Origin of the sequence: Xanthomonas sp. 4461 (assembly GCF_024806475.1) — a bacterium.
Taxonomy (GTDB): domain Bacteria; phylum Pseudomonadota; class Gammaproteobacteria; order Xanthomonadales; family Xanthomonadaceae; genus Xanthomonas; species Xanthomonas arboricola_F.
This window is the reverse complement of sequence record NZ_JANTYV010000003.1, coordinates 113,030-137,762: the sequence shown is the minus strand read 5'-3', so window position 1 is coordinate 137,762 and position 24,733 is coordinate 113,030. Positions and strand designations below refer to the sequence as shown.

The following is a 24,733-nucleotide window of genomic DNA, read 5'->3' as shown; positions in this document are numbered from 1 at the left end:
TTCAGGCCGCTACCCAGGCACCACGGCATTGGCGCCACGGTCATCGCAGCACGGCGTGGGCGCCGTAGAATCCGCCCATGCTCGCACTTGCTCAGGGCGCGTGGGATTGGCTGGCCAACATTCCCCATCTCGAAGCGCTCCTTCTTGCCGCCTACGTGCTCTACCTGCTGTGGATCGCCAGCTGGATCGTGCTGCAAAAGCGCGAGCCGGTGGCCACGCTGAGCTGGGTGCTGTCGCTGGCCGCGCTGCCGTACCTGGGCCTGCTGATCTACTACTGGCTCGGCCCGCAGAAAGTGAAACGGCAACGGCTGCGACGCGGGCGCTCGCGTTCGGGCATGGAGAGCTACAGCAGCGTCTGCCCGCCGGATGCCGATTGCACCGAGCTGGCCAAGATCGCCCAGTCCACTACCGGCCTGGCGCCGAGCAGCGCCACCGAAGTGCACTGGCTGGTGGATGGCGCGGCGACGTATGCCGCCATCATCGAGGCGATCCGCAGCGCGCGTGACCACATCCATGTGGAGTACTACATCTTCCAGCCCGACCACAGCGGCACCGCGATCTGCGATGCGCTGATGGAACGCGCCCGTGCCGGGGTGAAGGTGCGTTTGTTGATGGATGCGATCGGCTCGTCGGCAATGACCCGGCGCGCCCTGCGCACGCTGCGCGAGGCGGGCGTGGAGACCGCCTGGTTCCATCCGTCGCAGTTCCTCAAGCCGTTCAAGCGACCGTGGCTGAACCTGCGTACCCACCGCAAGGTGGTCGTGGTCGACGGCAGGATCGGCTTCACCGGCGGTATCAACGTCACCGACGAAGAGAACGAGCGGGTGCGCAGCGATGCGTATCGCGACCTGCATGTGCGCCTGCAAGGCCACGTGGTGCGCAGCCTGCAGCTGGTCTTCCTGGAAGACTGGCTGTATGCCACCCGGCAGGAACGCGCCGCCTTCCACGGTCAGAAGCTCTGGCCAGAGGACGTGCCCACGCGTGCACAGGGCACGGTGGACGCACAGGTACTGGTGTCCGGCCCGGACTCCTCCTGGGAAGCCATCCACCGCCTGATGGTGGCCGCCATCCACGAGGCCAAGCACCGGGTCTGGCTGGTCACCCCGTACTTCGTTCCGGGCGAGGCCGCGCGCATGGCGTTGACCTCGGCTGCGCTGGGCGGCCTGGACGTGCGCCTGTTGGTTCCGCGCGTCAGCGACTCGCGCCTGGTGACCTATGCCGCGCGCTCGTACTTCGACGAACTGCTCGAAGCCGGCGTGCGCATCTACGAATACGGCCCGCGCATGCTGCATACCAAGGCGCTGCTGGCCGACGACGAGGTCTGCATTGTCGGTAGCGCCAATTTCGACAGCCGCAGCTTCCGGCTGAACTTCGAACTGTCGATGCTGTTCCGCGACCAGGCGGTGGCCGCCGAGCTGGCCGGGATGATCGACACCGACATGCAGCAGGCGCAGGAAGTGCGCTTCGTGCGTCACCGTCCGCTCTGGCGCTCACGCCTGCCCGAGGCCTTCGCACGGCTGCTGTCGCCGTTGCTCTGAGCCGCCCCCGGTCCCACGTGGAACCGGAGCGGGCGCGGCGCTACACTGCCGCCACTCATTGGGGAGCTCGTCATGCACTGGCTGTTTCTGCTCATGGCACTGGGTGCGCTGGTGCTGGCCTTCAGCACGCCGCACGTGTGGTTGCTGGTGGTGTCGCTGTTGGTGGCGTTGGTGCTGCTGCTGTTGTGGACCCGTGGCTGGTTCGCCGCGCGTATGGACGATACCCAGCGCGATACCAGCAGCATGATCGACCCGGCCGAACTGCGCCGGCTGCGCGAGATTGCCGAGGCCCGCAAGGCCGCCGCGCTGGCAGCGACCCGCGACGGCGAGCCGCAAGCCTAGTGAACGATGTCGTGACCACCCAGCTCAGCGTCAACGTCAACAAGATCGCGGTTGTGCGCAATTCGCGCGGTGGACACGACCCGGACGTGGTGCAGGCGGCACGCACCTGCATCGCCGCCGGCGCGCACGGCATCACCGTGCACCCGCGGCCGGACCAGCGGCATATCCGCGCCGACGACGTGCTGGCGCTGAGCGCGCTCACGCGCGACCACGGTGTCGAGTTCAATATCGAAGGCAATCCATTCGCACCGCCGCGCACCGGCTATCCGGGGCTGCTGGAGCTCTGCCGCGCCACACGCCCGGAGCAGGTCACCCTGGTGCCCGACACCGATGGGCAATTGACCTCCGACCACGGCTTCGATTTTGCGCAGGACACCACCCAGCTGGACGAATTGATCGCTGCGTTCAAGGCACTGGGCAGCCGGGTCAGCCTGTTTGTGGATGCCGGCAATCCACGTCTTGCCCACGCCGCTGCGCTGGGTGCGGACCGTATCGAGTTGTACACCGGCCCGTATGCGCACGCCTACGCACGCGGGCAGCCGCAGGCCGAACTGCCCCTGTTTGCCGACGCCGCGCGGCGTGCCACCGCTGCCGGGCTGGGAATCAATGCGGGACACGATCTGTCGCAAGCCAACCTTGGCGATTTTCTCGCCACAGTGCCCGGCGTGCTGGAGGTGTCGATCGGCCACGCGCTGATCAGCGAGGCCTTGTACGCGGGTCTGGACGCAACCGTGCGCGCCTATGTGCAGCTGCTACGTGGCGTTGAGACGTCGACGTAGGCAACTGCGGGGTTTTTCGTCGTCGGTAGCTGGTTTGCCAACGTGGCGCGGCGCACTCAGTGGTGGCGGTAATCGCGCGCGCCTTCCAAGGCGTCCAGAGCGCAGCAGGCAGTCGTCAGATGAGTGAGGATGGCGAGCTCAGAACCGGAATGCACTGAAGGGTCCATGATGCATCGGGTAGCAGCGGCGGCCTGGCGGCTGCTCACCAGATCTGTGACCGCTCCCGAACTGCGGGCTTCGCTCGCCACGTCGCATTGACGATTGGCCGCAGACGGGCCAGTGCATCGAAGAACGCCGGCTGGCATCACGCCAGGTGATGGCCGCATCCCGGCGGCGAGCGGGGACCAACCCACACCGCGTGCGGCCGATATCTCGTAACCCTCTCAACGATGCGCAAGGCAGGCGTGCAGAGAGACGAGCGGTGGGTAGGTGCTTGCGCATCCATCGCAAAGCGGCTCACGCAGTGCACTGAGCTACTGCGTGAGCCAGTTGGTCGCCTGCGCCACAAGCGCTGTCTTCGCCGGCTATTGCACGAAGGCGATGTGCTCCACCTGCGCGTTCTTGGCTGCTGCCAGCACCTTGGCCAGGACGGCGTATTCGGCTTCCTGGCTGGCGGAGATGCGCAACTCGGGCTGATTGCCTGAGCTCTGGCGCATCTGTTCGATCAAACGCGGCTGCAGGTCCTGCAAGCTCACCGGGCTGGCATTCCAGAACACCTGGCCGTCGGCATCCAGCCGCAAGGCGATCGGTTCGGGCGGCTCCAGCTGCACGGACGGCTGCTTGGTGGGCTGCGGCAGATCCAGCGTCATCGTGCGCGTCACCATCGGTGCAGTGACGATAAAGATGATCAACAACACCAACATGACATCCACCAACGGCGTGACATTGATCTCCGCCAGTGGTCCCCGATTCCCTGCCGTACTGAAAGCCATGACTGCCTCCGGTGCTGTTGTGATCGTGGGTGCTGCATGGCCGAGCATACACCTGGCGGCACGCGGTGGAAGAGGCAGTGAAGTAGGCGCCAGCGCTTGAGTGCCTTGAACCTGGCGACGGCGCATCTGTGCAATGAATCGGGTGCCAACCTAAACGCGTGACCGACGGAACAGACGTGCTGGCCGGTGACGCCGACGAATGCAACGTCGGTGTAGTGCGAACTGATGTCTAGTCAATCGCCCAAGCGTATTGCTCTGTGATCCGAACCCATTCGACGTCGCTGTCGAGCCGGCAGTCGTCCGGCTATGCGCAACGCCAGATCTGTATCCGCAGATGTGTCGCCTTGCCCGCAGTAGCGGTAGGCGCCGTCGTGTATCCAAACCATTCGAAAAATGGCGTGGATTAAGCAAGGATTATCTCGGCACGAGAAAGTGGCCTCGATTTTCTATTCTCTGCAAGCACCCATCTTCCGTAACGAGGCACGGCTGCAGATTCTGGTTACCGCGCGTTGCCAAGGTGAATAATCCATCTGCTTTGGCATGCAATCGCGTGGGTGAGATTGCAGCTCCTGGCGGCGAGCACGGAGCTCGCGGACATAAAAAAACGCCACCGTTTCCGGTGGCGTTGCAGTCGCGTCATGACTGTTGTGTTGCGGTATTGCAGATGCGTTTACTGCTGCATGAAGCCGATTTTCTTCATCTGCGAGTTCTTCGCAGCGGCCAGCACCTTCGCCATCACTTCGTACTCCGCATCCTGATTTGCATCGATGCGCAGTTCCGGCTGATTGGTCGGATCGGCCTGGACCACTTCTTCCATCTTCTGCTGCAACTGATCAACCGGTGTCGGGCTGTTGTTCCAGAACACCTGGTTGCTGGCGTCGATCCGCAATTCGATCGGCGGCGGCGGCTCAGTCGTCTGCGGTGGCGGGTTGAGCACCCGCTGCGGCAGATCCACGGCGATCGGGTAGGTCATGATCGGCGCGGTCACGATGAAGATGATCAGCAGCACCAGCATCACGTCCACGAGGGGCGTGACGTTGATGTCGGCCATCGGCCCACGGCTTCCACCAGTACTAAATGCCATGGCTTACTGCCCCTTCACTTTGGTTGCAACGAAACCGACGTCCAGCATGCCCTGACCCTGCGCGATCTTGGTGATCTCGTTGATCGTGCGCATCTTGGTCGTGCGGTCACCGCGCAGGTTGAGCGGCGGCTGCGGGGTCTGCTGTGCAGCGGTGGACAGGCGCGACTCCAGGGCTTCCTTGGAAATCGGTTCGTCGTTCCAGTACAGCGACCCATCTTCCTTGACGGCCAGGGTGATCGGCGCGGCGCGTTTCTCCGCATCTTCCTTCTGGATCAAGTTGGCCTCTGGCAGCTCCACCTTGACCTTATGGGACATCAGCGGTGCCGTAATGATGAAGATGATCAGCAGCACCAGCATGACGTCCACCAGGGGCGTCACATTGATGTCGGCCATCGGGCCACCGCTGTTTCCACTACTGAAGGCCATAACGGGCTCCGTCTAAATCGTTGCGAAGGCGTTCTTTACAACCGGATTAGCGAACGCGCGAACCGGTGGCGAAGAAGTCGTGCAGGTCGTGGGCAAAGGTATCGAACTTGGCGATCACCGAGCTGTTGACCTTGGAGAAGAAGTTGAACGCGAACACGGCCGGGATAGCGACGAACAGACCGATCGCGGTCATGATCAGCGCTTCACCCACCGGGCCGGCAACGGCGTCGATGGAGGCCGAACCGGTTGCACCGATCTTGATCAGCGCGCCGTAGATGCCCCACACGGTACCGAGCAGACCGACGAACGGCGCGGTCGCACCCACGGTGGCCAGCAGGGTCATGCCCGACTGCAGCTTGGTGCTTTCGCGGGTCACGGCCTGACGCAGGGCGCGGTCGACGAACTCCGAACGGCTCAGGCTCTCGCCCAGGCCACCGGTGTTGCCTTCGGCACGCTGGTGGTGAGCGGCAGCCTGGGCTGCGTCCAGCGCGATCTTGGAGAACGGCTCGGAAGCCGGCTGCTCTTCCATGGCGCGGATGGCGTCCTGTGCATTCGGGGCATCCCAGAACGCGGTGGTGACGCGGTCAGCCGCGCTCTTCAGACGGGTGGCGCGGAAGATGTTGATGACAGTCCAGTACCAGGAGGCGGCGGACATGGCGATCAGGGTGATCAGGACGACCCAGGACACGGCGAAGTCGCCGGGGCTGGAGGTCATTTCGGTGATCAAGTGCTCGAAGCCCATCTGCGACAGAGCGGCCGACGGATTGGAGCCCCCTGCAGCGGCGGCGATAAAGAATTCCTGCAGCATGACGCTTACCTTTGTTGTGTGTGGTGATGAAGGGTGGAGCGAAAGGAAGACAGGATCCTGGGCCGGCCGTGGCCGGCCCGTGGGATCAGTTCAGAGCAAAGTTGACCGGGACGCGGACGCGTCCGGCGGCTTTCTGCCCGTTGACGGTGGAGGCGTTGAACTTCCACTTGCGTGCTGCGTCCATCGCGGCACGGTCAAGGTCGCGGTTGCGGCTGGACTTTTCGACCGACACGTTGGTCACGTTGCCGCTGGCATCCACATCCACGATCAGGATGACCTCGCCCTGGACGCCGGCACGGAATGCAGCCGGCGGGTACTTCGGCGGGTTCATGTTCTTGGACGAGATATCGACACTGGCGCCGATGTCACTCGGCGGTTGCGGCGGAGCCGGCGGGCTCGGCGGCGTGACGATATCGCTGGGACGCGGTTCGGGAACGTCGACCACCGGAGCTTCCGGCGGCGGCGGAACCGGTGACGGCTTCGGCGGCGACAGATTCTTGACCGGCGGTGGCGGCTTGTCTTCCGGCGGCGGCGGCGGCGGCGGCGGCGGGGGAGGAGGCGGTGCATCCACCAGGGTAACCATGGTGGTGCGCTCCTTCTCTGCCGGAGCCTTCGGCGCCACTGCAGGGATCAGCAACATCATCAGTGCAGTGAGGTGCAGGGCAATTACAAAAGCAATACCGATAATGCGGGCCCAGCTCAGACCCTGGTTCCCGGCATCATAGTCATGCCTGTGGATAACGAGTTGTTCCGTCATGCGCCAATGGCTCTTTCAGTGGGGGCCCGGATCACTGTGATGATCCCCAGGTTTTCGGACGGCTTTGACACCGCAGGAACTCCCAAGCTTATACCAATCCCGAGTCCTGTAACCACTAAAAACACAGGGATTTCGGGGGTTTATTTTCTTTTTTACTTCAGGTTGATGATCTTCTTGGCGTCTTCGGGTTTTTTGACGCCCTTGGCGATCGCCTGCTGCGCGGCCTGCTTGGCCTCCGGGATGCGACCTTCCGAATGCAGCACCTTGGCCAGATTCAGATAGGTCTCGCCGTCCTTGGAAAGCGGTGCGGCTTTCTGCCAGTTCTCGATCGCCTTGGGCACGTCCTCGCTGTAGTAGTACGACTGGGCCAGCGCAAGGTATGTCTGATAATCAGGCTTGAGGATGCCTTTTTGCATACCTTCATTGATGACCGCGATGACGTCCTTTTCCTTGTTCTCGGTGTTGGCGTAGATGGAATACAACTGCTTGTATTCCTTTTCTTCGGTCAACTGCCCGGCAGCGCGCAGCTTGTCCATCACGCCAGCGGCCTTGTCCATCTGATCGGCCTGCATGTACATGCTGGCCAGATTGAGTTGGGCCTTCTTGTCGTTGGGCGTCTTGGCGGCCAGCGCCTCGGCAGCGGCCACGGCTTCACCGGTCTGGCCGGCTTCGGCATAGGACGCCATCAGCAACTGGTTCCAGGTGTCCTTCGGCTCGGGCGAAGCGGCGATGGCCTGCTTCAGGACCGGGATCGCTTCCTTGTAGCGCTCGGCCTGGTATAGCGCCTGGCCCTTGAGGATCAGGTCTTCCGGACGCTGCGACTTGCTCTCGTCCAGATACTTGTCCAGCGTGGCCAGGCCTTCTGCCTGCTGGTCGTCCTGCATCTGCAGCTGGGCCAGCATCAGCATCGACTGGAACTGGCCGTTGTTGTCGAGCGCATTCAGGCCAATGGCCTGCTGCAGGTACTTCTTGGCGCTGGCGGTGTCGTCCAGGTTGTAGGCGGCCTGCGCGGCCAACTGGGCGGCGAGCGCCTTGTCGGCTTCGTTGGCAGCACTGTTGGCCAGGATTTCGTCGGCCTGGCTGCGCACGGCGGCGTAGTCTTCGCCCTTGTTGAAGGTTTCGATCAGCTTTTGCAGTTTGCTGCTCAACTTGGACGACGGCTTGATCGTCGGTGCCTGCCGGGTCGACTGCGGGTACAGCTCTTCGGCCTTGCCGCTGCCCTTGGACTTACGCGCGGCACGCTCGGAGGAACGGTCCGACTGCGCGACCGCATCGGTGACCACCGCCCCGCCCAGGGACGCTGCGATGAACAGGGACAACAGGGCTTGCTTGCGGTTGAGCAGTTTCATGTTTCACCTCGGACGAGCCGCCGTTGGGCGGTACGAAAAGCGGAATGGACGCTGTACGAAAAATCTGAGCCGGCAAACTTAGCAGAAAGTCTCAGTTCCCGAAAACGGTTTCCATGTTGTGGTGCGGCAATCGGGACGTGGGGCGGTTGCTTAGGGCGGCTAACGGTAAGGCATCGGAAGTGAGCGGGCGGTGCGGGCTGCATGTCACTGCGCGCCTGCCGTAGCAGGCAACCGGACGGGCGCGGGCACGCGCCGGCACCGGTTGCAGCGTCACGTCTATCAGGTCTAACCGCACTTTGGGGCGCGTCCAGCCTGGCGAGCCTGCTGGTACACCGGTTCGAGCTGGTTGACGTCGGCCTGCAGCTCGCGGATTCGGTTGGTCGGGTCGGGGTGGGTGGAGAGCCATTGCGGCTGGCGATTGCCGCTGGCAGCCATCATGTTCTGCCATAGCGTGACTGCCTGGGCCGGGTCGAAACCGGCCTGGGCCATCAGGCGCTGCCCCACCACGTCGGCTTCGCTCTCCTGGGTGCGCGAGCCGGGCAGCAGGAACACGGTCTGCGCAGTCATCCCGCCGACCTGATTCACCGCGCTGGCTGCGCCATCGCCGTAGGCCGCACCAGCGAGGGCGCCGATGATGCCAAGGCCGGTCTGGGCGCCGAGCTGGCGGGTAATGCGTTCTTCGTGGTGGCGCGAAATGACGTGCCCGATTTCGTGCCCCAGCACGGCGGCCAGCTGGTCCTGCGTCTTGGCCACGGTGAAGATGCCGGTGTTGACCCCGACCTTGCCGCCGGGCAGGGCGAACGCATTGGCTTCGTCATCGACGAACAACGCGGTTTCCCATTGGGTCTGGCGCCACTGCGGCGGCAATTGCGCCACCAATGCATTGACCACGCACTGTACGTAGGCGTTCTGCCTGCCGTCGGTGCTGACTTTTTCCTTGGCCTTGGTCTGCGCGAACGACTGCGCGCCCAACTGGTCGAGCTGCTCCTGCGACACGCCACCCACCACCTGACGGCGGCCGGTCGGCGAGGTGGTGGTGGCACATGCCGTCAACGCGAGGACGGCAACAACGATCAACAGCCTGGCTTTCATTCGATCCCCCTGAATCAGGCGGCCATTTTGGCAGGCTCGTCTTAACTTTTCGTCAAGCGGCCTGAATCGGCCAGCAAAACGCAGCGATTGGCGCTCAGGTAAACCCCATGGTGCGGCCTGCATCGCCGTATGCGCTGGGTACGCATGGATCAAAAACACCGACCGCGATGGCCTGGCGAGATACCACCGTGGCGCTGAGCCGGCTTATCCGATCCCGAAAAAGTACAGCGCGGCCAAGGCAGTGGCGTTATTGATACCGTGCGCGGCGATCGGCGCCCACAGCGTGCCGGTGCGCCAATACAGCCAGGCAAAGGCCGCGCCCATGCTGCCGTAGACCAGCCAGAGCTGGGCGATGGCGGCCGGGCCATTGCCGCTGATGCCGGGCACTTCATGCACCAATGCAAACAGTGCGCCGCTCAGGACGATTCCCAGCCACGGGCGGCCGGCAGCCAGCAGGCGACCGAACAACACGCGCCGGAACAACAGTTCCTCGTAGGCCGGGGCGATCACCACCGCGAACAGCGTCAGGGCCAACGGCCACTGCTGGATGGCTTCTTCCATCAACGGCAGGTTGGTCGGCACCGGCTTGATGCCCAGTGCCGAAGCCGCCACGCTGACCAGGTTGCTGAGCACAAAGACCGCCGCGGCGATCAGCGCGGTCCACCCCCAGGTGGACGCACGGCGCGTGGCGGCGCGCGAGTCCGCCTGCTCGGCGGACGTGGCGCGGCGACGCCAGAAATACAGAACCACTGCTGGTGTGGCAGTGCTGACCAGGGCAGTGAGCAATTGCACCATCACCCCGGGTTGGCCGATCGCGGCCATCACCTCGGCAGCGGAGGGCGTCAGGCCCTGCGCCTTGGCGGTCTGCGCATATCCGATACCCCGTATCGCCCCCCAGATCGCAAAACCGGCCACGCTCAGGCTCAGCAACAGGCCGACGGCGATCAGGACGTCGATGAAAAAACCGAGCAACACGGACGGCAGCGGGGGGCGGCCGGCAGCACCACACGGTGCCGGGGAGGGCGGAAGGTCTGTGCTCATCGTCGTCCTGCGAACACCGGGTCGCCGGCACAACGCCGTAGCGTTGCGCCGGTGCGACACAGGCGGCTCAGATATCCAGGTTGGATACCTTCAGCGCGTTGTCCTCGATGAAATCGCGACGGGGCTCCACCACATCGCCCATCAAGGTGCTGAAGATCTGGTCGGCGGCCACGGCGTCCTCGATACGGACCTGCAGCAGCCGGCGCGTGTCCGGGTTGACCGTGGTCTCCCACAGCTGCTCGGCGTTCATTTCGCCCAGGCCCTTGAAGCGCTGCACCTGACGGCCGCGCTTGGCCTCTTCCAGCAACCAGGCGTGCGCCTGCGCGAAGCTGGTGATCGGGTTGGTCTTGTTGCCACGTACGATCTGCGCGCCTTCGCGGATCAGGTCGTTCAGTGCCAGCGAGACCTCGCGCAGCGGACGAAGCTCGCCGCTTTCGAACGCGCCCATCGGCAACACCTGGGTGAATTCCTCGCCCATGTGCCGGCGGATGGCAACCAGCGTCGCAGCCGAGCTTTCGGTCGCCGGATCGAAACGCAACTGGTAGCGCGCAGTACCCAGGGTGCCGCGGTTGAGTACCGCCTGCAGCGCGTCCAGCGTGGGGTGCTGGTCGCCTTCGGCCTGCAGCTTGTCCACATCCAGTGGCGGCAGGTCGATCAACGCGGTGAGCAGGGCCGGGTCGTAACGGTGCGCATTGCGCGCGATCGCCTCGTTGGCGCTGGTGAACAGCATCAACAGCTTTTCCAGCGCCTCGCCGGTGATCGGCGGCTCGTCGGTGGCCGGGATCAGCGCCGCGCCTTCGACCGCGTTGCTGGCAAGATACGCATTGAGCGCTGCGTCGTCCTTCAGATACAGCTCGCTCTTGCCCTGCTTGAGCTTGTACAGCGGCGGCAGGCCGATGTAGATGTAGCCGCGCTCGATCAGCTCCGGCATCTGCCGGTAGAAGAAGGTCAGCAACAGGGTGCGGATGTGCGAGCCGTCGACGTCGGCGTCGGTCATCAGGATGATGCGGTGGTAGCGCAGCTTGTCCGGGTTGTATTCGTCGCGGCCGATGCCGGTGCCCAGCGCGGTGATCAGCGTGCCCACCTGGTCGGAGGCCAGCATGCGGTCGAAACGCGCACGCTCGACGTTGAGGATCTTGCCGCGCAACGGCAGCACCGCCTGGTTCTTGCGGTTGCGGCCCTGCTTGGCCGAACCACCTGCCGAGTCACCCTCGACGATGAACAGTTCCGACAGCGCCGGATCCTTTTCCTGGCAGTCGGCCAGCTTGCCCGGCAGGCCGGCGATATCCAGCGCGCCCTTGCGGCGGGTCAGATCGCGCGCCTTGCGCGCGGCTTCGCGTGCACGTGCGGCGTCGACGATCTTGCCGGTGATGGCCTTGGCTTCGTTCGGATTCTCCTGCAGGAACTCCTGCAGGCGCGCACCGAAGGCGTTTTCCACCGCCGGGCGCACATCCGAGCTGACCAGCTTTTCCTTGGTCTGCGAGGAGAAGCTGGGGTCGGGCACCTTGACCGACAGCACCGCGATCATGCCTTCGCGCATGTCGTCGCCGGTCAACGCGACCTTGGCCTGCTTGGCGATGCCGTTCTGCTCGATGTAGCTGCTGAGCACACGCGTCAACGCCGCACGGAAGCCGGCCAGATGGGTGCCGCCGTCTTTTTGCGGGATGTTGTTGGTGAAGCAGTACATGGTTTCCTGGTAGGCGTCGGTCCATTGCAGGGCCACGTCCACCACGATGCCGTTGTGCTCGCCGGTCACCGAGATCACATTCGGGTGCAGCGGTGACTTCAGCTGCGCCAGATGCTCAACGAAGCTGCGGATGCCGCCTTCGTAATGGAAATCGTCGCGACGGCCTTCGCCGCGCTCGTCGATCAGCGCGATCTTGACCCCGGAATTGAGGAACGACAGCTCGCGCAGGCGACGCGCCAGGATGTCGTAATGGAATTCGACATCGCTGAAGATCGCCACGGCCGGCTTGAAGCGCAAAGTGGTGCCGCGCTTGGTCGAGGCTTCCAGCTGCTTGAGCGGGTACTGCGGCTCGCCCAGCGCGTATTCCTGCTGGTAGTGGAAGCCGTCGCGCCAGATGTCCAGCCACAGGTGCTCGGAGAGCGCGTTGACCACCGACACGCCCACGCCGTGCAGGCCGCCAGAGACCTTGTAGCTGTTGTCGTCGAACTTGCCGCCGGCATGCAGCACGGTGAGGATCACCTCGGCAGCCGAGACGCCTTCTTCCTTGTGGATGTCGATCGGCACACCGCGTCCGTTGTCGGACACCGCGACCGACCCATCGACCAGAATTTTCACCACGATGTCGTCGGCGTGGCCAGCCAGGGCTTCGTCGACGGAGTTGTCGACCACTTCGAACACCATGTGATGCAGGCCGGTGCCGTCATGGACGTCGCCGATGTACATGCCGGGGCGCTTGCGGACGGCTTCCAGGCCACGCAGCACGGTGATCTTGCTGGAGTCGTAAGTGCCGTTGGGTGTCGTCGGGGTGTTCTGTTCGTCGGTCATGCGCGTGCCGTTAACTCCACAACACGGGCGCAAACGGCAACACGCCGCTTCGCACCGTGGGAAAAGGGGGATAGCCCGCGAATTATACCAGTCGGCCCGCTCTGGCCGTGGAGCTTGGGGCGGCAATCAACACCGCCGTCCTTATCGCCAAGTGAGAGCGGCCAGGACTCGGCGCGGCAGACCTGATGTGTACTTCGGTCTCATCGCGCCCTCTGCAGCCGTCCGATGGCTTTTGGCAACGATCACCAGGCGCCCTCAGCCTGCTGCGACCTCCGCAGTGACGTTGCCGTGTTCCACGTGGAACCGATACAGCAGCTTGCCGGCGTCTGCGAGGCCTGGGGGAGTTTCCGTCGCGGTGATCAGCACTTGCGCTGGTGCTGCAGCAAGACGCTGCAAGACACTGGCCTGGTGGTGACGATCCAGTTCCGAGCCGAGGTCGTCCAGTGCAATCACCGGCCACTCGCCGCGCTCGTGGGCAAAATCCTCGGCCTGGGCAAGCAGGCAGGCCAGGGCAGTCAACTTGGCCTGTCCGCGCGACAGCGCATCCTTGCCCGGAAGCGCGTCGAAGCGGGGCGCCCAGTCGGCGCGATGCGGGCCTTGCGAGGTATAGCCGTTCTGACGGTCACGTTCGCGTGCCAGCAGGAGCGCATCCGCCAGCGACACCTCGTGGCGCTTCCAACCCGGCGCAAACTCCAGCGCAGATAGCCCAAGCGAGGGCGCAATCGCAGTGGCGACCGGTATCAGGCGTTCCTGCAGGCGATCAAGGTAGCGCATGCGTCTGGAGGTCAGCGTCTCCCCTGACTCTGCAAGTTCGTGGTCCCAGGCATCGAGCATACGCGGCTGTGCCCCCTGCTTGAGCAGCGCATTGCGCTGCTTGAGCGCCCGCGCATACCGGCGCCAGAGGGCCAGGAAGTCGGGTTCCACGTGGAACAAACCCCAATCCAGGAACCGGCGGCGCGGCTCGCCGCCCCCGCTGATGAGGACATGGCTCCCCGGTTCGAACGTGACGACCGCCAACGCAGCGCAGAGCGAGCCAAGCTGCGCGACGTCTTCACCATCAAGCCGCCCCGTCCATTCCTGCCCGCTGTGACGTAAGCCTGCGCGCCGTGTGCGTTCCCCGGCTTCTCCGGTGCGTTCGCGCCATTCGACAAAGACTTCCAGGTCGCTGGCGCCTTGCTGGATCAGCCCATCGCGTACCCGCCCACGGAAGCTACGGCCATAGGCCATCAGGTGTAGCGCTTCGAGCACGCTGGTCTTGCCCGCACCGTTGTCGCCGGTCAGCAAGTTCAGGGCGCTAGTAGGGTAGAGCTCGACCGTCTGAAAGCGGCGAAGCCGATGAATGGACAACCGCACTACGTGCATCGATCAATCTGCTCCGGGCTGTGGTCCGGGTTCCCGGGCGGTGCGCAGGATACGTGATTGGCCCGACACACGTGCGAAGACCCAGCCCAAGCATCAGCGGGCAGCCTGGGGATAACTTGGGGACAAAAGTGCGGGTTGAACAGGCTCATCACCTTATCCACAGGTTGCCGGATCGAAAACAGGGGGTAAAACACAGGGTTTCGCACCGTAAAAACACTGCAGAAACAACAGCTTGACCTACTTTTGCGTGAAATCTGGCCTTACCATCACCACCAAGCTCTTAAGTTATTTCTATTTTTAAAAGCAAAGCTAGATGTGCATAACTCAAAAAGCACGTCGGGGCAGAGGGAATGGATCGAGGGGGAGAGATTCCAGATGTCGGCTTTTGCTGAACATGTTCATTGTTTGGCAGGGCGGTCGCACCGTGCAGGTGTCACGGCGGGTACGTCTTCGATCTCATTCTTCCATGAGACAGTTGCAATTGGTTGCCTCCAGTTGGCCGTGGTTTTCTGCAATTCCAACGCCATTGTGTCGTGTACTGCCTGGGCAGACATGGGACTTGGGAAATTCCATGCATGCACCGTCGAACATGACCATGAGGGGCACTTACTTCGAGGAACGCAGAGCGCCAGTCTCGACGCGCCTGTTCGTACGGAGGCAGTGCGAGAGCCACTGATCGTGCCTTCGCAATGCAGCCTTCTCCCGCGCCGCTCTGCAGCACCCCAACATGCCCGGATGCGCTTGCAACGCTCTCCTTGCAGAGCGGCTTCCGATACCGCAATTGCGGCTTGATGCAACTGAAGCGGTCAGCGTCGAGACAGCGACTCACAACCCGCATGGCGCGTACGCGTGCATAGCTATCCCCCCGCTCGGCTTCCGATCGTTCGTCAATAGACTTGGCGAGCAAACCCAGGCCGAGTCTTCGCCTGACGCGGCAGATCCCGTTGGCAGATCCCTGCCAGTCGCGTTTTTCCAATCTAGCGGGGGTAACCCACCAAACTCCAGATACAAAAAAGCCCGGCTTTCGCCGGGCTCTCATGTTCCACGTGGAACGCAGCGTCAGAGACGCAGCGGCATCACCACATGGCGCGACTTCTCGCTGCTCGCCTCACGCACCAGCGCGGACGAATTCGCATCCCGCAGCTGGATCACCACATGTTCGTCGCGCAATGCCGACAGCGCATCCAGCAGGTAGTTCACGTTGAAGCCGATCGCCAGGTCGTCGACCTTGGTATCGGCTTCGATTTCTTCCTGCGCCTCTTCCTGCTCAGGATTGTGCGCGCTGATCTTTAGCTGGCCAGGCGACACTTCGACGCGAACCCCGCGGTACTTTTCGTTCGACAGAATGGCCGCACGCTGCAACGACGCGCGCAGCGCCTCGCGATCAACCTTGACCTCGCGATCGGCCCCGATCGGGATCACCGCTTCGTAATCCGGGAAACGGCCGTCGATCAACTTGGAGGTAAACGTCACATCGCCGCGTTTGACACGGATATGGCTGCGACCGACTTCCAGCTCGACCTCGCGGTCGGCTGCTTCCAGCAGGCGCAGCAGCTCGGTCACGCCCTTGCGCGGCACGATGATCTGGCGCTTGGCACCGCCGGCTTTTTCAAGCTCGGTTTCGCACAGCGCCAGACGGTGACCATCGGTGGCCACGCAACGCAGCAAGCCGTCGCGCAGGTCGAACAGCAAGCCGTTGAGGTAATAACGCACGTCCTGCTGCGCCATGGCGAACGCGGTGCGTTCGATCAGCTCCTTCAACGCCGCTTCCGGCACCGCGACGCGTTCGGTCGCTTCGACCTCGTCCACAGACGGGAAGTCGTTGGCCGGCAACGTCGCCAGGGTGAAGCGACTGCGCCCGGCCTGCACGGTGACCTTGTCGCCGGTCTGCGAGATGGTGACGCGGCTGCCATCGGGCAGGGCGCGCAGGATGTCGAACAGTTTCCGCGCCGGGATCGTGGTTTCGCCGTCCTGCGCGTCTTCCACCATCGTGCGCGAGATCATTTCCACTTCCAGGTCGGTACCGGTCAACGAGACCTGTCCGTCCTTCACCTGCACCAGCAGATTGGCCAGAACCGGCAGTGTTTGACGGCGTTCGACCACATTGACCACCTGGGCCAATGGTTTGAGGAAGGCTTCGCGCTGCAGTGTAAAACGCATGTGGTTCCGTGCCCCTATGCTTTAAAAGATAATGGAATAAATCAAAAGCTTGGTGGTGATGGTAGGGCCGTTTTCAGCGGATAACCACCATAACTGTTTGTTTCCAAAGACAATTTAGCGCCTGAAAGTCGTTGGACTAGTGCCCCTGGTCTGGCGGTAAAACCTGTGGATAGTTTTCCGTCCGACCTGCAGGGCAACGTTATCCACAGATTCTCCCGCATTTGACCCCAACGTTTCCACGCTTTTCTCCAAGCGGGCCGTCAGGGCCGTCCACGGCCTACTCGCTGAGCTTGCGAATCAGCTTTTCCCAATCCTCGCGCAGCTTGCCGTCGGCCTCCATCAGCGTGCGGATCTGCCGGCAGGCATGCAGCACGGTGGTGTGGTCGCGGCCGGCAAACGCGTCGCCGATCTCGGGCAGGCTGTGTTCGGTCAGCTCCTTGGCCAGCGCCATCGCGACCTGGCGCGGGCGTGCCAGCGAACGGGTGCGCCGCTTGGAGAGCAAATCCTTCATCTGCAGGCCGTAGTAGTCCGCCACGGTCTTCTGGATGTTGGGGATGCCGATCGCCTGCTGCTGGGCACGCAGCAGATCGCGCAGCGTCTCCTGGGCGAATTCCACGGTGATCGAGCGCCCGGTGAAGTTGGCGCGCGCCACCAGGGTGTTGAGCGCGCCTTCCAGGTCGCGCACGTTGGAGCGCATCTTCTTGGCGATCAAAAACGCCACGTCGTCGGGAATGTCGGCACCGCGCTCGCGCGCCTTGGCCAGCACGATGGCCGCGCGGGTTTCGAAGTCCGGCGGGTCGATCGCCACCGACAGACCCCAGGCCAGGCGCGACTTGAGCCGCGGCTCCAGGCCTTCGACCTCGCGCGGGTAACGGTCGCAGGTGAGGATGATCTGCTGACGGCCGTCGAACAGCGCGTTGAAGGTGTGGAAGAACTCTTCCTGCGTGCGGTCCTTGCCGGCGAAGAACTGGATGTCGTCGATCAGCAGCGCATCGATCTGCTGGAACTGGCGCTTGAACTGGTCCATCGCCTTGTCCTGCAGCGCCCGGATCATCGCGCTGAAAAACTGCTCCGAGCGCAGGTACATCACCTTGGCGGCCGGATTGGCCTGCCGCAACGCATTGCCCGCGGCGAACATCAGGTGAGTCTTGCCCAGGCCGGTGCTGCCGTACAGCAGCAGCGGGTTGTGCGCACGATCGCCCGGCTTCTGTGCGGCCTGGATGGCCGCTGCCAGACCGAGCTGGTTGCTACGGCCTTCCACGAAATTGGCGAAGGTGTAATGCGAATCCAGGTTGCCGGCAAACGGCACGATCGGCGCGGCCACTGGCGCGCTGGTGGGGGCGATCATCGGTGCCGGCAGTGGATCCGGCGCACGCGGGCGCGACCCCACCGCCAGTGCCACCTCGCCGTTGCCGGCGAAGTACGCCAGCAGTTCGCGGATCCGCGGCAGGTAACGTTCGCGCACCTGGTCGACGATGAAGGCATTCGGGGCATACAGCACGATGCTGTCGCCGCGGTCTTCGGCTTGCAGGGGTTTCAACCAGGTGTGAACGTCTTCGGGCGGGAATTCGGCTTCGAGACGTTCCAGACAGCGGGGCCAAGCATCCATCAAAGTGTGATCATCTGTTGCTGGCTGCGGCGCGCAGCAAGGCGCCGTGCACGCAGCCCGGAAGTGAAAAGAGGATGGGCCAGACTAGCACCGTGGGCAGGCTTTTCCCAGACTTATTCACAGGTCCATCCACAGGGTGCGCGTAGTGGCATGGTGGCTAAGGCGTCCGGGGAGTTGACCCGCCCTGCAGCGGTCCTATAGAATTTCCGGTTCTATTCGTCTCCATCCATGCAGAGGGCCCCATGGCCACCAAGCGTACTTTCCAACCCAGCAACCTGAAGCGAGCACGCGACCATGGTTTCCGCGCACGTATGGCAACCGCCGACGGCCGCAAGATCCTGGCTCGCCGCCGCGCCAAGGGCCGCAAGCGCCTGAGCGCTTGATTGCCGCGCCGCTCTCCGCGGCCGAGGCATGTCCTACAGTGAACGCATCGAACCCGTGCAGGCGATTTCCTCGCTCTGCGCGGGTTCGTACGCGTGCGCAATATACGGTCGTCTTCGACACAGCCCGTCGCACCTCCGATCCGCTGCTCAGCCTGCACTGGCGCACCGGCGACACGCCGCCGCGTCTGGGCATGGCGGTGTCGCGCAAGGTGGACACGCGTGCGGTGGGCCGTAACCGCATCAAACGCGTCCTGCGCGACGCCATGCGGCATCTGCTGCCCGAGCTTGCCGGCGGCGATTACGTGATTGTGGCCCGGTCCGCAGCTGCGAAAGCGACCAATCCACAGATTCGCGACGCCTTTGTGCGCCTGCTGCGCCGTGCCGGCGCATTGCCCCCACCTGCTGCGCCCGGCACAATGCCGCCCGCCAAGACGATGCACCCATCCTCCCTTTCCCCGACAGAGCCGGAACTGTAGTTCCGACTGAGCGAGTTGCTGCCCGATGAACCAGACCCGTGTTTTCCTGATTTTTGCCTGGCTGATGGTCGCGGCGCTGCTGTGGATGGAGTGGGGCAAGGACAAGGCGGCTGCCAACGCACCTGCTGCAGTCGCCACGCAATCGGTACCGGCTGCGCGCGATCTGGATGCCACGGCGCCGACGGCCAATGTGTCCGCCGCCCCGGCCATCCCGCAGGCGGGCGTACCGGGTGCCGCACCGGCGGCCACCAGCACCACCACGGCTACGCCGGCGGCTGCCGGCGCCGCGCCGGTCATCACGCTGACCTCCGACGTGCTGCGCCTGAAGCTGGATGGCCGCAGCGTGCTGGATGCCGAGCTGCTGCAGTTTCCGCAGACCAAGGACGGCACCGCGCCGGTCAGTCTGCTGACCGAAGACGCCGTGCATCCCTACAACGCCACCAGCGGTTGGGCCAGCGAGCATTCGCCGGTGCCGGGCGTGGGCGGTTTCCGCGCCGAGCAGCCGGGCACCGCGTTCGAACTGGCCAAGGGTCAGAACACCCTGGTGGTGCCGTTCGTGTGGAATGGCCCCGACGGGGTGTCGATCCGCCGCACCTTCACCCTGGAGCGCGGTCGCTATGCGATCTCGATCAAGGACGAGGTGATCAACAAGAGCGGCGCGCCGTGGAACGGTTATGTGTTCCGCAAGCTGAGCCGGGTGCCGACCATCCTCAGCCGTGGCATGACCAATCCGGATTCCTTCAGCTTCAACGGCGCGACCTGGTACAGCCCCCAGGAAGGCTACGAGCGTCGCGCGTTCAAGGACTACATGGACGACGGCGGCCTGAATCGCCAGATCACCGGCGGCTGGGTGGCGTTGCTGCAGCACCACTTCTTCACCGCGTGGATCCCGCAGAAGGACCAGGCTTCGCTGTATGTGCTGAACCAGGACGGCCCGCGCGACGTGGCCGAGCTGCGTGGGCCGGCCTTCACCGTGGCCCCGGGTCAGACCGCCAGCACCGAAGCGCGCCTGTGGGTGGGCCCGAAGCTGGTCAGCCTGATCGCCAAGGAAGACGTGAAGGGCCTGGATCGCGTAGTCGATTACAGCCGCTTCTCGATCATGGCCATCATCGGCCAGGGCCTGTTCTGGGTGCTGAGCCATCTGCACAGCTTCCTGCACAACTGGGGCTGGGCCATCATCGGCCTGGTGGTGCTGCTGCGCCTGGCGCTGTATCCGCTGTCGGCTGCGCAGTACAAGTCCGGTGCCAAGATGCGCCGCTTCCAGCCGCGCCTGGCGCAGCTGAAGGAGCGTTACGGCGACGATCGCGTCAAGTATCAGCAGGCGACGATGGAGCTGTTCAAGAAGGAAAAGATCAACCCGATGGGCGGCTGCCTGCCGCTGCTGATCCAGATGCCGATCTTCTTCGCGCTGTACTGGGTGCTGGTGGAATCGGTGGAGCTGCGTCAGGCACCGTGGCTGGGCTGGATCCAGGACCTGACTGCGCGCGATCCGTACTTCATCCTGCCGCTGCTCAACATCGCCATCATGTGGGCCACGCAGAAGTTGACCCCGACCCCGGGCATGGACCCGATGCAGGCCAAGATGATGCAGTTCATGCCGCTGGTGTTCGGCGTCATGATGGCCTTCATGCCGGCCGGCCTGGTGCTGTACTGGGTGGTCAACGGCGGCCTGGGGTTGCTGATCCAGTGGTGGATGATCCGCCAGCACGGCGAGAAGCCGAGCAAGATCATCCAGGCCAACGCCAAGTAAGTTCAAGAAGGCCCGCCGCAAGGCGGGCTTTCTGCATGCACGCCCGTTTCCGTTTGTTGCCATCGCCAAGGACGCCATCGTGAAGCCATTGCCGTTGCATCGCCTGTTGCTGTGCGCAAGCTGCGTGGGACTGCTGGCGTTGGCCGGCTGCGGCAAGCGCGATGCCGGCACCGCGGCACCTGCTTCGGCAGCGGCGACCGGTGGCGCTGCCGATGCCGCTGCGCAAACGGGCGACGCCGCCAATGCGCGTGCGCTGATTGCCCAGCTGCGCGAACAGCTGGATCGGCACCGCCGCATCATCGTGTTGCTGGCCGACGAGGACAAACAGAGCCCGCGCGATCGCGCCACCTCCAGCAGCGTGGGACAGCAGCTGTTCCATGAAAATCTGGAACAACGCGAACGTATCGCAGCAGCGTTCGAGACGGTGCTGATCTCCAGGGATGCCAGCCGGTTCGCGACGATCGGCGCGGTGCTGGACGAAGTGGAATCGGCGCCGGATCTGTTCGATGCCGACCGCCTGGCGTTTGCCGAGGTACTGCGCGAACTGCATGCGCGCATCGGCAAGGATTCGGCGCTGCCGGCAGTGAAACTGCATCAACGTATCGGCGAGGACCTGGAGGCGCTGGATGAGATCGAGCGCAGTTACAACACCGAGCTGACGCAGATCTTCAGTCGCTTCGATCGCAGCCGGGCGATCGTGCCCAAGCGCGAAAAGTGGGACGACTACGTGGCGCATCTGCGAAAGTTGTACACGCGCGAAACCATCCTGCGCGACCACGGCGTGGTGGAACCGTATCCGTTCTCCGCGCGCGATAGCGACAGCGAAGTATTCGGCCGCGACCTGCCGCCCAAGACGGTGGTGCTGACCTTCGACGACGGCCCGCACAAGGCCTATACCGAAGAGATCGTGGCGATCCTCAAGCGCTACGACGTGCCTGGCGTGTTCTTCGAAGTGGGGCGCAACCTCGGCAGTCTGGACGCCGACGGCAAGCCGAAGCTGGCGCCATTGTCCAAGATCAGCCACACGCTGATGGAGGAAGGCTATGCGGTGGGCAATCACAGCCTGACCCATGCGCAGTTGTCCAAGACCACCGGCGATGCGTTGCGCAGCCAGGTGCTCGATACCGACACCTTGCTGCGTGCGGTGGACGACAAACGTGCGCCGCTGTTCCGGTTTCCGTATGGCGCGCGCAATGCGGAAGGGCTGCAGCTCCTGGGCGAAGCCGGGTTGAAATCGATCATGTGGAACATCGACTCGCTGGACTGGGCCGACCCGGTCCCCGAATCGATCGTGCAGCGCGTGCTCGACCAGGTAAACAAGGAGCAGCGCGGCATCGTGCTATTCCATGATATTCACGACCGCGCGGTGAAAGCCTTGCCGCAGATCCTGGATCGGTTGATCGCCGACGGCTATCAGTTCGCAGGCTGGAACGGCCGCGAGTTTTCGGTGGCACGGGCACCCAGTGCGGTAGCCGACGCAACGGTGACCACCGGTTACGCCAAGTCGTGGGCCATCGTGATCGGTATCGACGACTACGCGCACTGGCCCAAGCTCGAATACGCAGCCAACGATGCGCAGGCGATCGCCAGCACCCTGACCGGGCCGCTGGGATTTCCGTCCTCGCAGGTGATCGTGCTGAAGAACAGCCAAGCCACCCGCAACAATATCCTTGCCGCCTTCCATGACCGACTTGGGGAGGGGCGCGCGCAGACCAACGACCGCGTGTTCGTGTTCTTTGCCGGCCACGGTGCCACGCGTCGGCTCGCCTCCGGACGCGACCTGGGCTACATCATTCCGGTCGATTCGGACCCGGAGCATCTGGCCAGCGATGCGATCGCGATGAGCGACCTGCAGAATATCGCCGAAAGCCTGCAGGCCAAGCACGTCTTGTTCGTGATGGATGCCTGCTACAGCGGGCTTGGGTTGACGCGTGGCGGGCCGACCTCAAGTGCCTACCTGCGCGAGAACGCGCGGCGGATCGCGCGCCAGATGCTCACCGCCGGTGGAGCCGATCAACAAGTGGCCGATAGCGGCCCGAACGGACATTCGGTGTTTACCTGGGTGCTGCTGCAGGCGCTGGCCGGCAAGGGCGATCTCAATGGCGATGGATTGATCACCGGCACCGAGCTGGCTGCGTATGTCGCGCCGGCAGTATCGGCGGTGTCTGCGCAGACGCCGGCATTTGGCAGCCTGCCGGGATCGCAAGGCGGCGAGTTCGTTTTCCAGGTGCCCAGCGGCGAAGAATTCCTGACTGCGGGCACTGCGCAGTTGTCGGCCGATGCGATCGCGCTCAACGGACGCGTGGATGCGGCGCGTCCTGCCGCCACGACCACCGGCGCGGCGGTGGCGGCGGCGCCGGTCACCGTAAAGACCTTGCAAGGTGGCGAAGCCAGGCTGGTCTTGCCGACGGCAGTCAAGAGCAGCGATCGCCAACGTGCGCAACTGGCAAACGAGCGTGGTCTGCAGCTGTACAAGGAAAAACGCTATGCCGAAGCTGCCGAGCAATTTGCCGAAGCCTTGAAGCTACGCCCGGATTTTGCGCTGGCGGCGAACAATCTTGGGTTCGTGTATTACCGCCAGGAGCGCTTTGCCGAATCGGCGCGCTGGCTGGAAAACACGCTCAAGATCGATCCATCGCGCGCGGTGGCCTATCTCAATCTTGGCGATGCCTACGCCAAGGCGGGCGAGCGCGACAAGGCGCGCAAGGCGTACTCGACTTATCTGGAACTGCAGCCACAAGGCAGCGGTGCGGCACAGGCGCGTGCGCAGTTGCAGTCGCTTTGATGCATGGTGGCGAGCAGCATGGGCATGTGCACTTTCGAAGAAAAACGCGTGCCATCTAAAGCCCGGCCACCGGTCATGCGCCTGAACGCGATGCCGGTGGTTCGATCACCTGTCTGATTTCCAGTCCACGCAAGAGCAGTGCCCATGTCCGCTTCCACGTCCACCATCGTTGCCATTGCCAGTGCTGCCGGAACCGGCGGGGTGGGCATCGTGCGGCTGTCCGGGCCGCAGGCGGTACAGATCGCAACGCAGCTGGGCATTGCGCCATTGCAGCCGAGGCATGCGTACTACGCGCGCTTTCGCGATGCGCAGGGCGATGTCATCGATGACGGCATCGCGGTGTGGTTCAACGCGCCACGCAGTTTCACCGGCGAAGACGTAGTGGAGCTGCAGGGTCATGGCAGCCCGGTGGTGTTGCGCCAACTGGTTGCACGCTGCATTGCACTGGGCGCACGCCAGGCGCGTGCCGGCGAGTTCAGCGAACGCGCATTTCTCAACGGCAAACTCGATCTGACCCAGGCCGAAGCGATTGCGGATCTGATCGCTGCCGGCGATGCGCGTGCGGCACGTGCGGCGCGGCGTTCGCTGGACGGCGTGTTCTCGCGCCGCATCGATGCGGTGGGCGAGCGCCTGACGCGCTTGCGTGTGCATGTGGAGGCGGCGATCGACTTTGCCGACGAACCGCTCGATACATTGGGCGGCACGCAGGTACGCGAAGGATTGCAGCAGGCGCGTGGATTGCTGGCGCAGCTGCTGCGCGATGCCGAACGCGGGCGCAAGCTGCGCGATGGCCTGCATGCGGTGTTGATCGGACCGCCCAATGCAGGCAAGAGCTCGTTGCTCAATGCGCTGGCCGGTAGCGATCGTGCCATTGTCACCGATGTCGCCGGCACCACGCGCGACACCTTGCATGAAGCGATCCAGCTCGATGGGTTCGAGTTGACCCTGGTCGACACCGCCGGCCTGCGCGATGGCGGCGATGCGATCGAACGCGAGGGGATGCGTCGCGCACGTGCGGAATTGCAGCGTGCCGATCTGGCGCTGGTGGTGCTCGACGCACGCGACCCGCGGGCCGCGCGCGATGCCATCGGCGATGCCATCGACGCCGTGCCGCGTCAGCTGTGGATTCATAACAAATGCGATCTGCTGGACAACAGCGCGCCGCTGCTCGATGCCAACGCAGTGGCAGTCTCGGCAACGACCGGCCTGGGACTGGAGCAGCTGCATACCCGCCTGCGCGAGCTGGCGTTAGGCGACGGCATCGAAAGTGCGGGCGGCGAATTCTCCGCACGCACCCGGCATGTGGATGCGCTACGACGTGCCGAGCAACATGCGGACGCGGCCGATCTGGAACTGGGGTTCGAACAACTCGAACTTGCCGCCGAAGAGCTGCGGCTTGCGCATGCAGCGCTCGGCGAGATCACCGGCAAGCTGAGCGCCGACGAGTTGCTGGGCAAGATCTTTTCGAGCTTTTGTATCGGCAAATGAGGCGGGTACGGCGCAACATGCCGCGACTTCGCTACATCGGTTGGTGCCAAAAAACATCCG

General features: G+C 63.9%; 20 protein-coding genes. 8 read left to right on the top strand and 12 right to left on the bottom strand.

Annotated elements, in window-relative coordinates; all coding sequences use genetic code 11:
* The first annotated feature begins 77 nt into the window (after positions 1-77).
* The 3 genes from cls to FHY19_RS12955 all read left to right on the top strand — a co-directional run bounded on the left by cls (position 78) and on the right by FHY19_RS12955 (position 2,659).
* Positions 78-1,538, top strand: a complete 1,461-nt coding sequence (gene cls / locus FHY19_RS12965; protein ID WP_259166519.1) for a cardiolipin synthase — start codon at positions 78-80, stop codon at positions 1,536-1,538.
* Positions 1,539-1,610: 72 nt separating this feature from the next.
* Positions 1,611-1,880, top strand: a complete 270-nt coding sequence (locus FHY19_RS12960) for a hypothetical protein (RefSeq protein WP_046962808.1) — start codon at positions 1,611-1,613, stop codon at positions 1,878-1,880.
* Between the two features lie 11 nt (positions 1,881-1,891).
* Positions 1,892-2,659 carry a pyridoxine 5'-phosphate synthase gene (locus FHY19_RS12955; protein ID WP_259159305.1) on the top strand — a complete coding sequence of 256 codons (768 nt, stop codon included), beginning with the start codon at positions 1,892-1,894 and terminating at the stop codon, positions 2,657-2,659.
* A 524-nt stretch (positions 2,660-3,183) separates the two neighbouring features.
* Here FHY19_RS12955 and FHY19_RS12950 read toward each other — a convergent pair.
* The 12 genes from FHY19_RS12950 to dnaA form a co-directional block, all read right to left on the bottom strand.
* Complete coding sequence (locus tag FHY19_RS12950; RefSeq protein WP_259166518.1) at positions 3,184-3,591, bottom strand: biopolymer transporter ExbD; 408 nt, start codon at positions 3,589-3,591, stop codon at positions 3,184-3,186.
* A gap of 670 nt (positions 3,592-4,261) precedes the next feature.
* Positions 4,262-4,675 carry a biopolymer transporter ExbD gene (locus tag FHY19_RS12945; protein WP_039411682.1) on the bottom strand — a complete coding sequence of 138 codons (414 nt, stop codon included), beginning with the start codon at positions 4,673-4,675 and terminating at the stop codon, positions 4,262-4,264.
* A 3-nt stretch (positions 4,676-4,678) separates the two neighbouring features.
* Positions 4,679-5,101 carry a biopolymer transporter ExbD gene (locus tag FHY19_RS12940; protein WP_005912447.1) on the bottom strand — a complete coding sequence of 141 codons (423 nt, stop codon included), beginning with the start codon at positions 5,099-5,101 and terminating at the stop codon, positions 4,679-4,681.
* A gap of 46 nt (positions 5,102-5,147) precedes the next feature.
* Positions 5,148-5,909 carry a TonB-system energizer ExbB gene (gene exbB / locus FHY19_RS12935; protein ID WP_029218134.1) on the bottom strand — a complete coding sequence of 254 codons (762 nt, stop codon included), beginning with the start codon at positions 5,907-5,909 and terminating at the stop codon, positions 5,148-5,150.
* Between the two features lie 85 nt (positions 5,910-5,994).
* Positions 5,995-6,552, bottom strand: coding sequence for an energy transducer TonB (locus FHY19_RS12930; RefSeq protein ID WP_016901836.1), 558 nt, complete (start codon positions 6,550-6,552; stop codon positions 5,995-5,997).
* 266 nt (positions 6,553-6,818) lie between these two features.
* Positions 6,819-8,015, bottom strand: a complete 1,197-nt coding sequence (locus FHY19_RS12925) for a tetratricopeptide repeat protein (protein ID WP_259158919.1) — start codon at positions 8,013-8,015, stop codon at positions 6,819-6,821.
* Between the two features lie 285 nt (positions 8,016-8,300).
* The gene (locus tag FHY19_RS12920) at positions 8,301-9,107 is read right to left on the bottom strand and encodes a M48 family metallopeptidase (RefSeq protein ID WP_259158917.1); all 807 of its coding nucleotides are present in this window, start codon (positions 9,105-9,107) and stop codon (positions 8,301-8,303) included.
* Positions 9,108-9,311: 204 nt separating this feature from the next.
* Positions 9,312-10,148: a CPBP family intramembrane glutamic endopeptidase gene (locus FHY19_RS12915; RefSeq protein ID WP_259166516.1), complete on the bottom strand. Its 837-nt coding sequence runs from the start codon at positions 10,146-10,148 to the stop codon at positions 9,312-9,314.
* A 67-nt stretch (positions 10,149-10,215) separates the two neighbouring features.
* Complete coding sequence (gene gyrB, locus FHY19_RS12910) at positions 10,216-12,660, bottom strand: DNA topoisomerase (ATP-hydrolyzing) subunit B (RefSeq protein WP_259166514.1); 2,445 nt, start codon at positions 12,658-12,660, stop codon at positions 10,216-10,218.
* Positions 12,661-12,915: 255 nt separating this feature from the next.
* On the bottom strand, positions 12,916-14,022 hold the full coding sequence (recF, locus tag FHY19_RS12905) for a DNA replication/repair protein RecF (protein WP_259166513.1): 1,107 nt from the start codon (positions 14,020-14,022) through the stop codon (positions 12,916-12,918).
* A 1,059-nt stretch (positions 14,023-15,081) separates the two neighbouring features.
* A complete protein-coding gene (gene dnaN / locus FHY19_RS12900) occupies positions 15,082-16,182 on the bottom strand; it encodes a DNA polymerase III subunit beta (RefSeq protein ID WP_005991691.1) in 1,101 nt (366 codons plus the stop codon).
* 277 nt (positions 16,183-16,459) lie between these two features.
* Positions 16,460-17,791, bottom strand: a complete 1,332-nt coding sequence (dnaA, locus tag FHY19_RS12895; RefSeq protein ID WP_259166511.1) for a chromosomal replication initiator protein DnaA — start codon at positions 17,789-17,791, stop codon at positions 16,460-16,462.
* 242 nt (positions 17,792-18,033) lie between these two features.
* On the opposite strand from dnaA, the gene rpmH reads away from it, so the two are divergent.
* The 5 genes from rpmH (at position 18,034) to mnmE (ending at position 24,673) form a co-directional block, all read left to right on the top strand.
* Entirely contained in the window at positions 18,034-18,174 is a 141-nt protein-coding gene (rpmH, locus tag FHY19_RS12890) for a 50S ribosomal protein L34 (RefSeq protein WP_002805908.1), read from the top strand.
* A gap of 38 nt (positions 18,175-18,212) precedes the next feature.
* The gene (rnpA, locus tag FHY19_RS12885; protein WP_259166507.1) at positions 18,213-18,650 is read left to right on the top strand and encodes a ribonuclease P protein component; all 438 of its coding nucleotides are present in this window, start codon (positions 18,213-18,215) and stop codon (positions 18,648-18,650) included.
* A 25-nt stretch (positions 18,651-18,675) separates the two neighbouring features.
* A complete protein-coding gene (gene yidC, locus FHY19_RS12880; RefSeq protein WP_259166504.1) occupies positions 18,676-20,400 on the top strand; it encodes a membrane protein insertase YidC in 1,725 nt (574 codons plus the stop codon).
* Positions 20,401-20,479: 79 nt separating this feature from the next.
* Positions 20,480-23,185, top strand: coding sequence for a polysaccharide deacetylase family protein (locus FHY19_RS12875; RefSeq protein ID WP_259166503.1), 2,706 nt, complete (start codon positions 20,480-20,482; stop codon positions 23,183-23,185).
* A 144-nt stretch (positions 23,186-23,329) separates the two neighbouring features.
* Entirely contained in the window at positions 23,330-24,673 is a 1,344-nt protein-coding gene (gene mnmE, locus FHY19_RS12870) for a tRNA uridine-5-carboxymethylaminomethyl(34) synthesis GTPase MnmE (RefSeq protein ID WP_259166502.1), read from the top strand.
* Positions 24,674-24,733 lie beyond the last annotated feature (60 nt).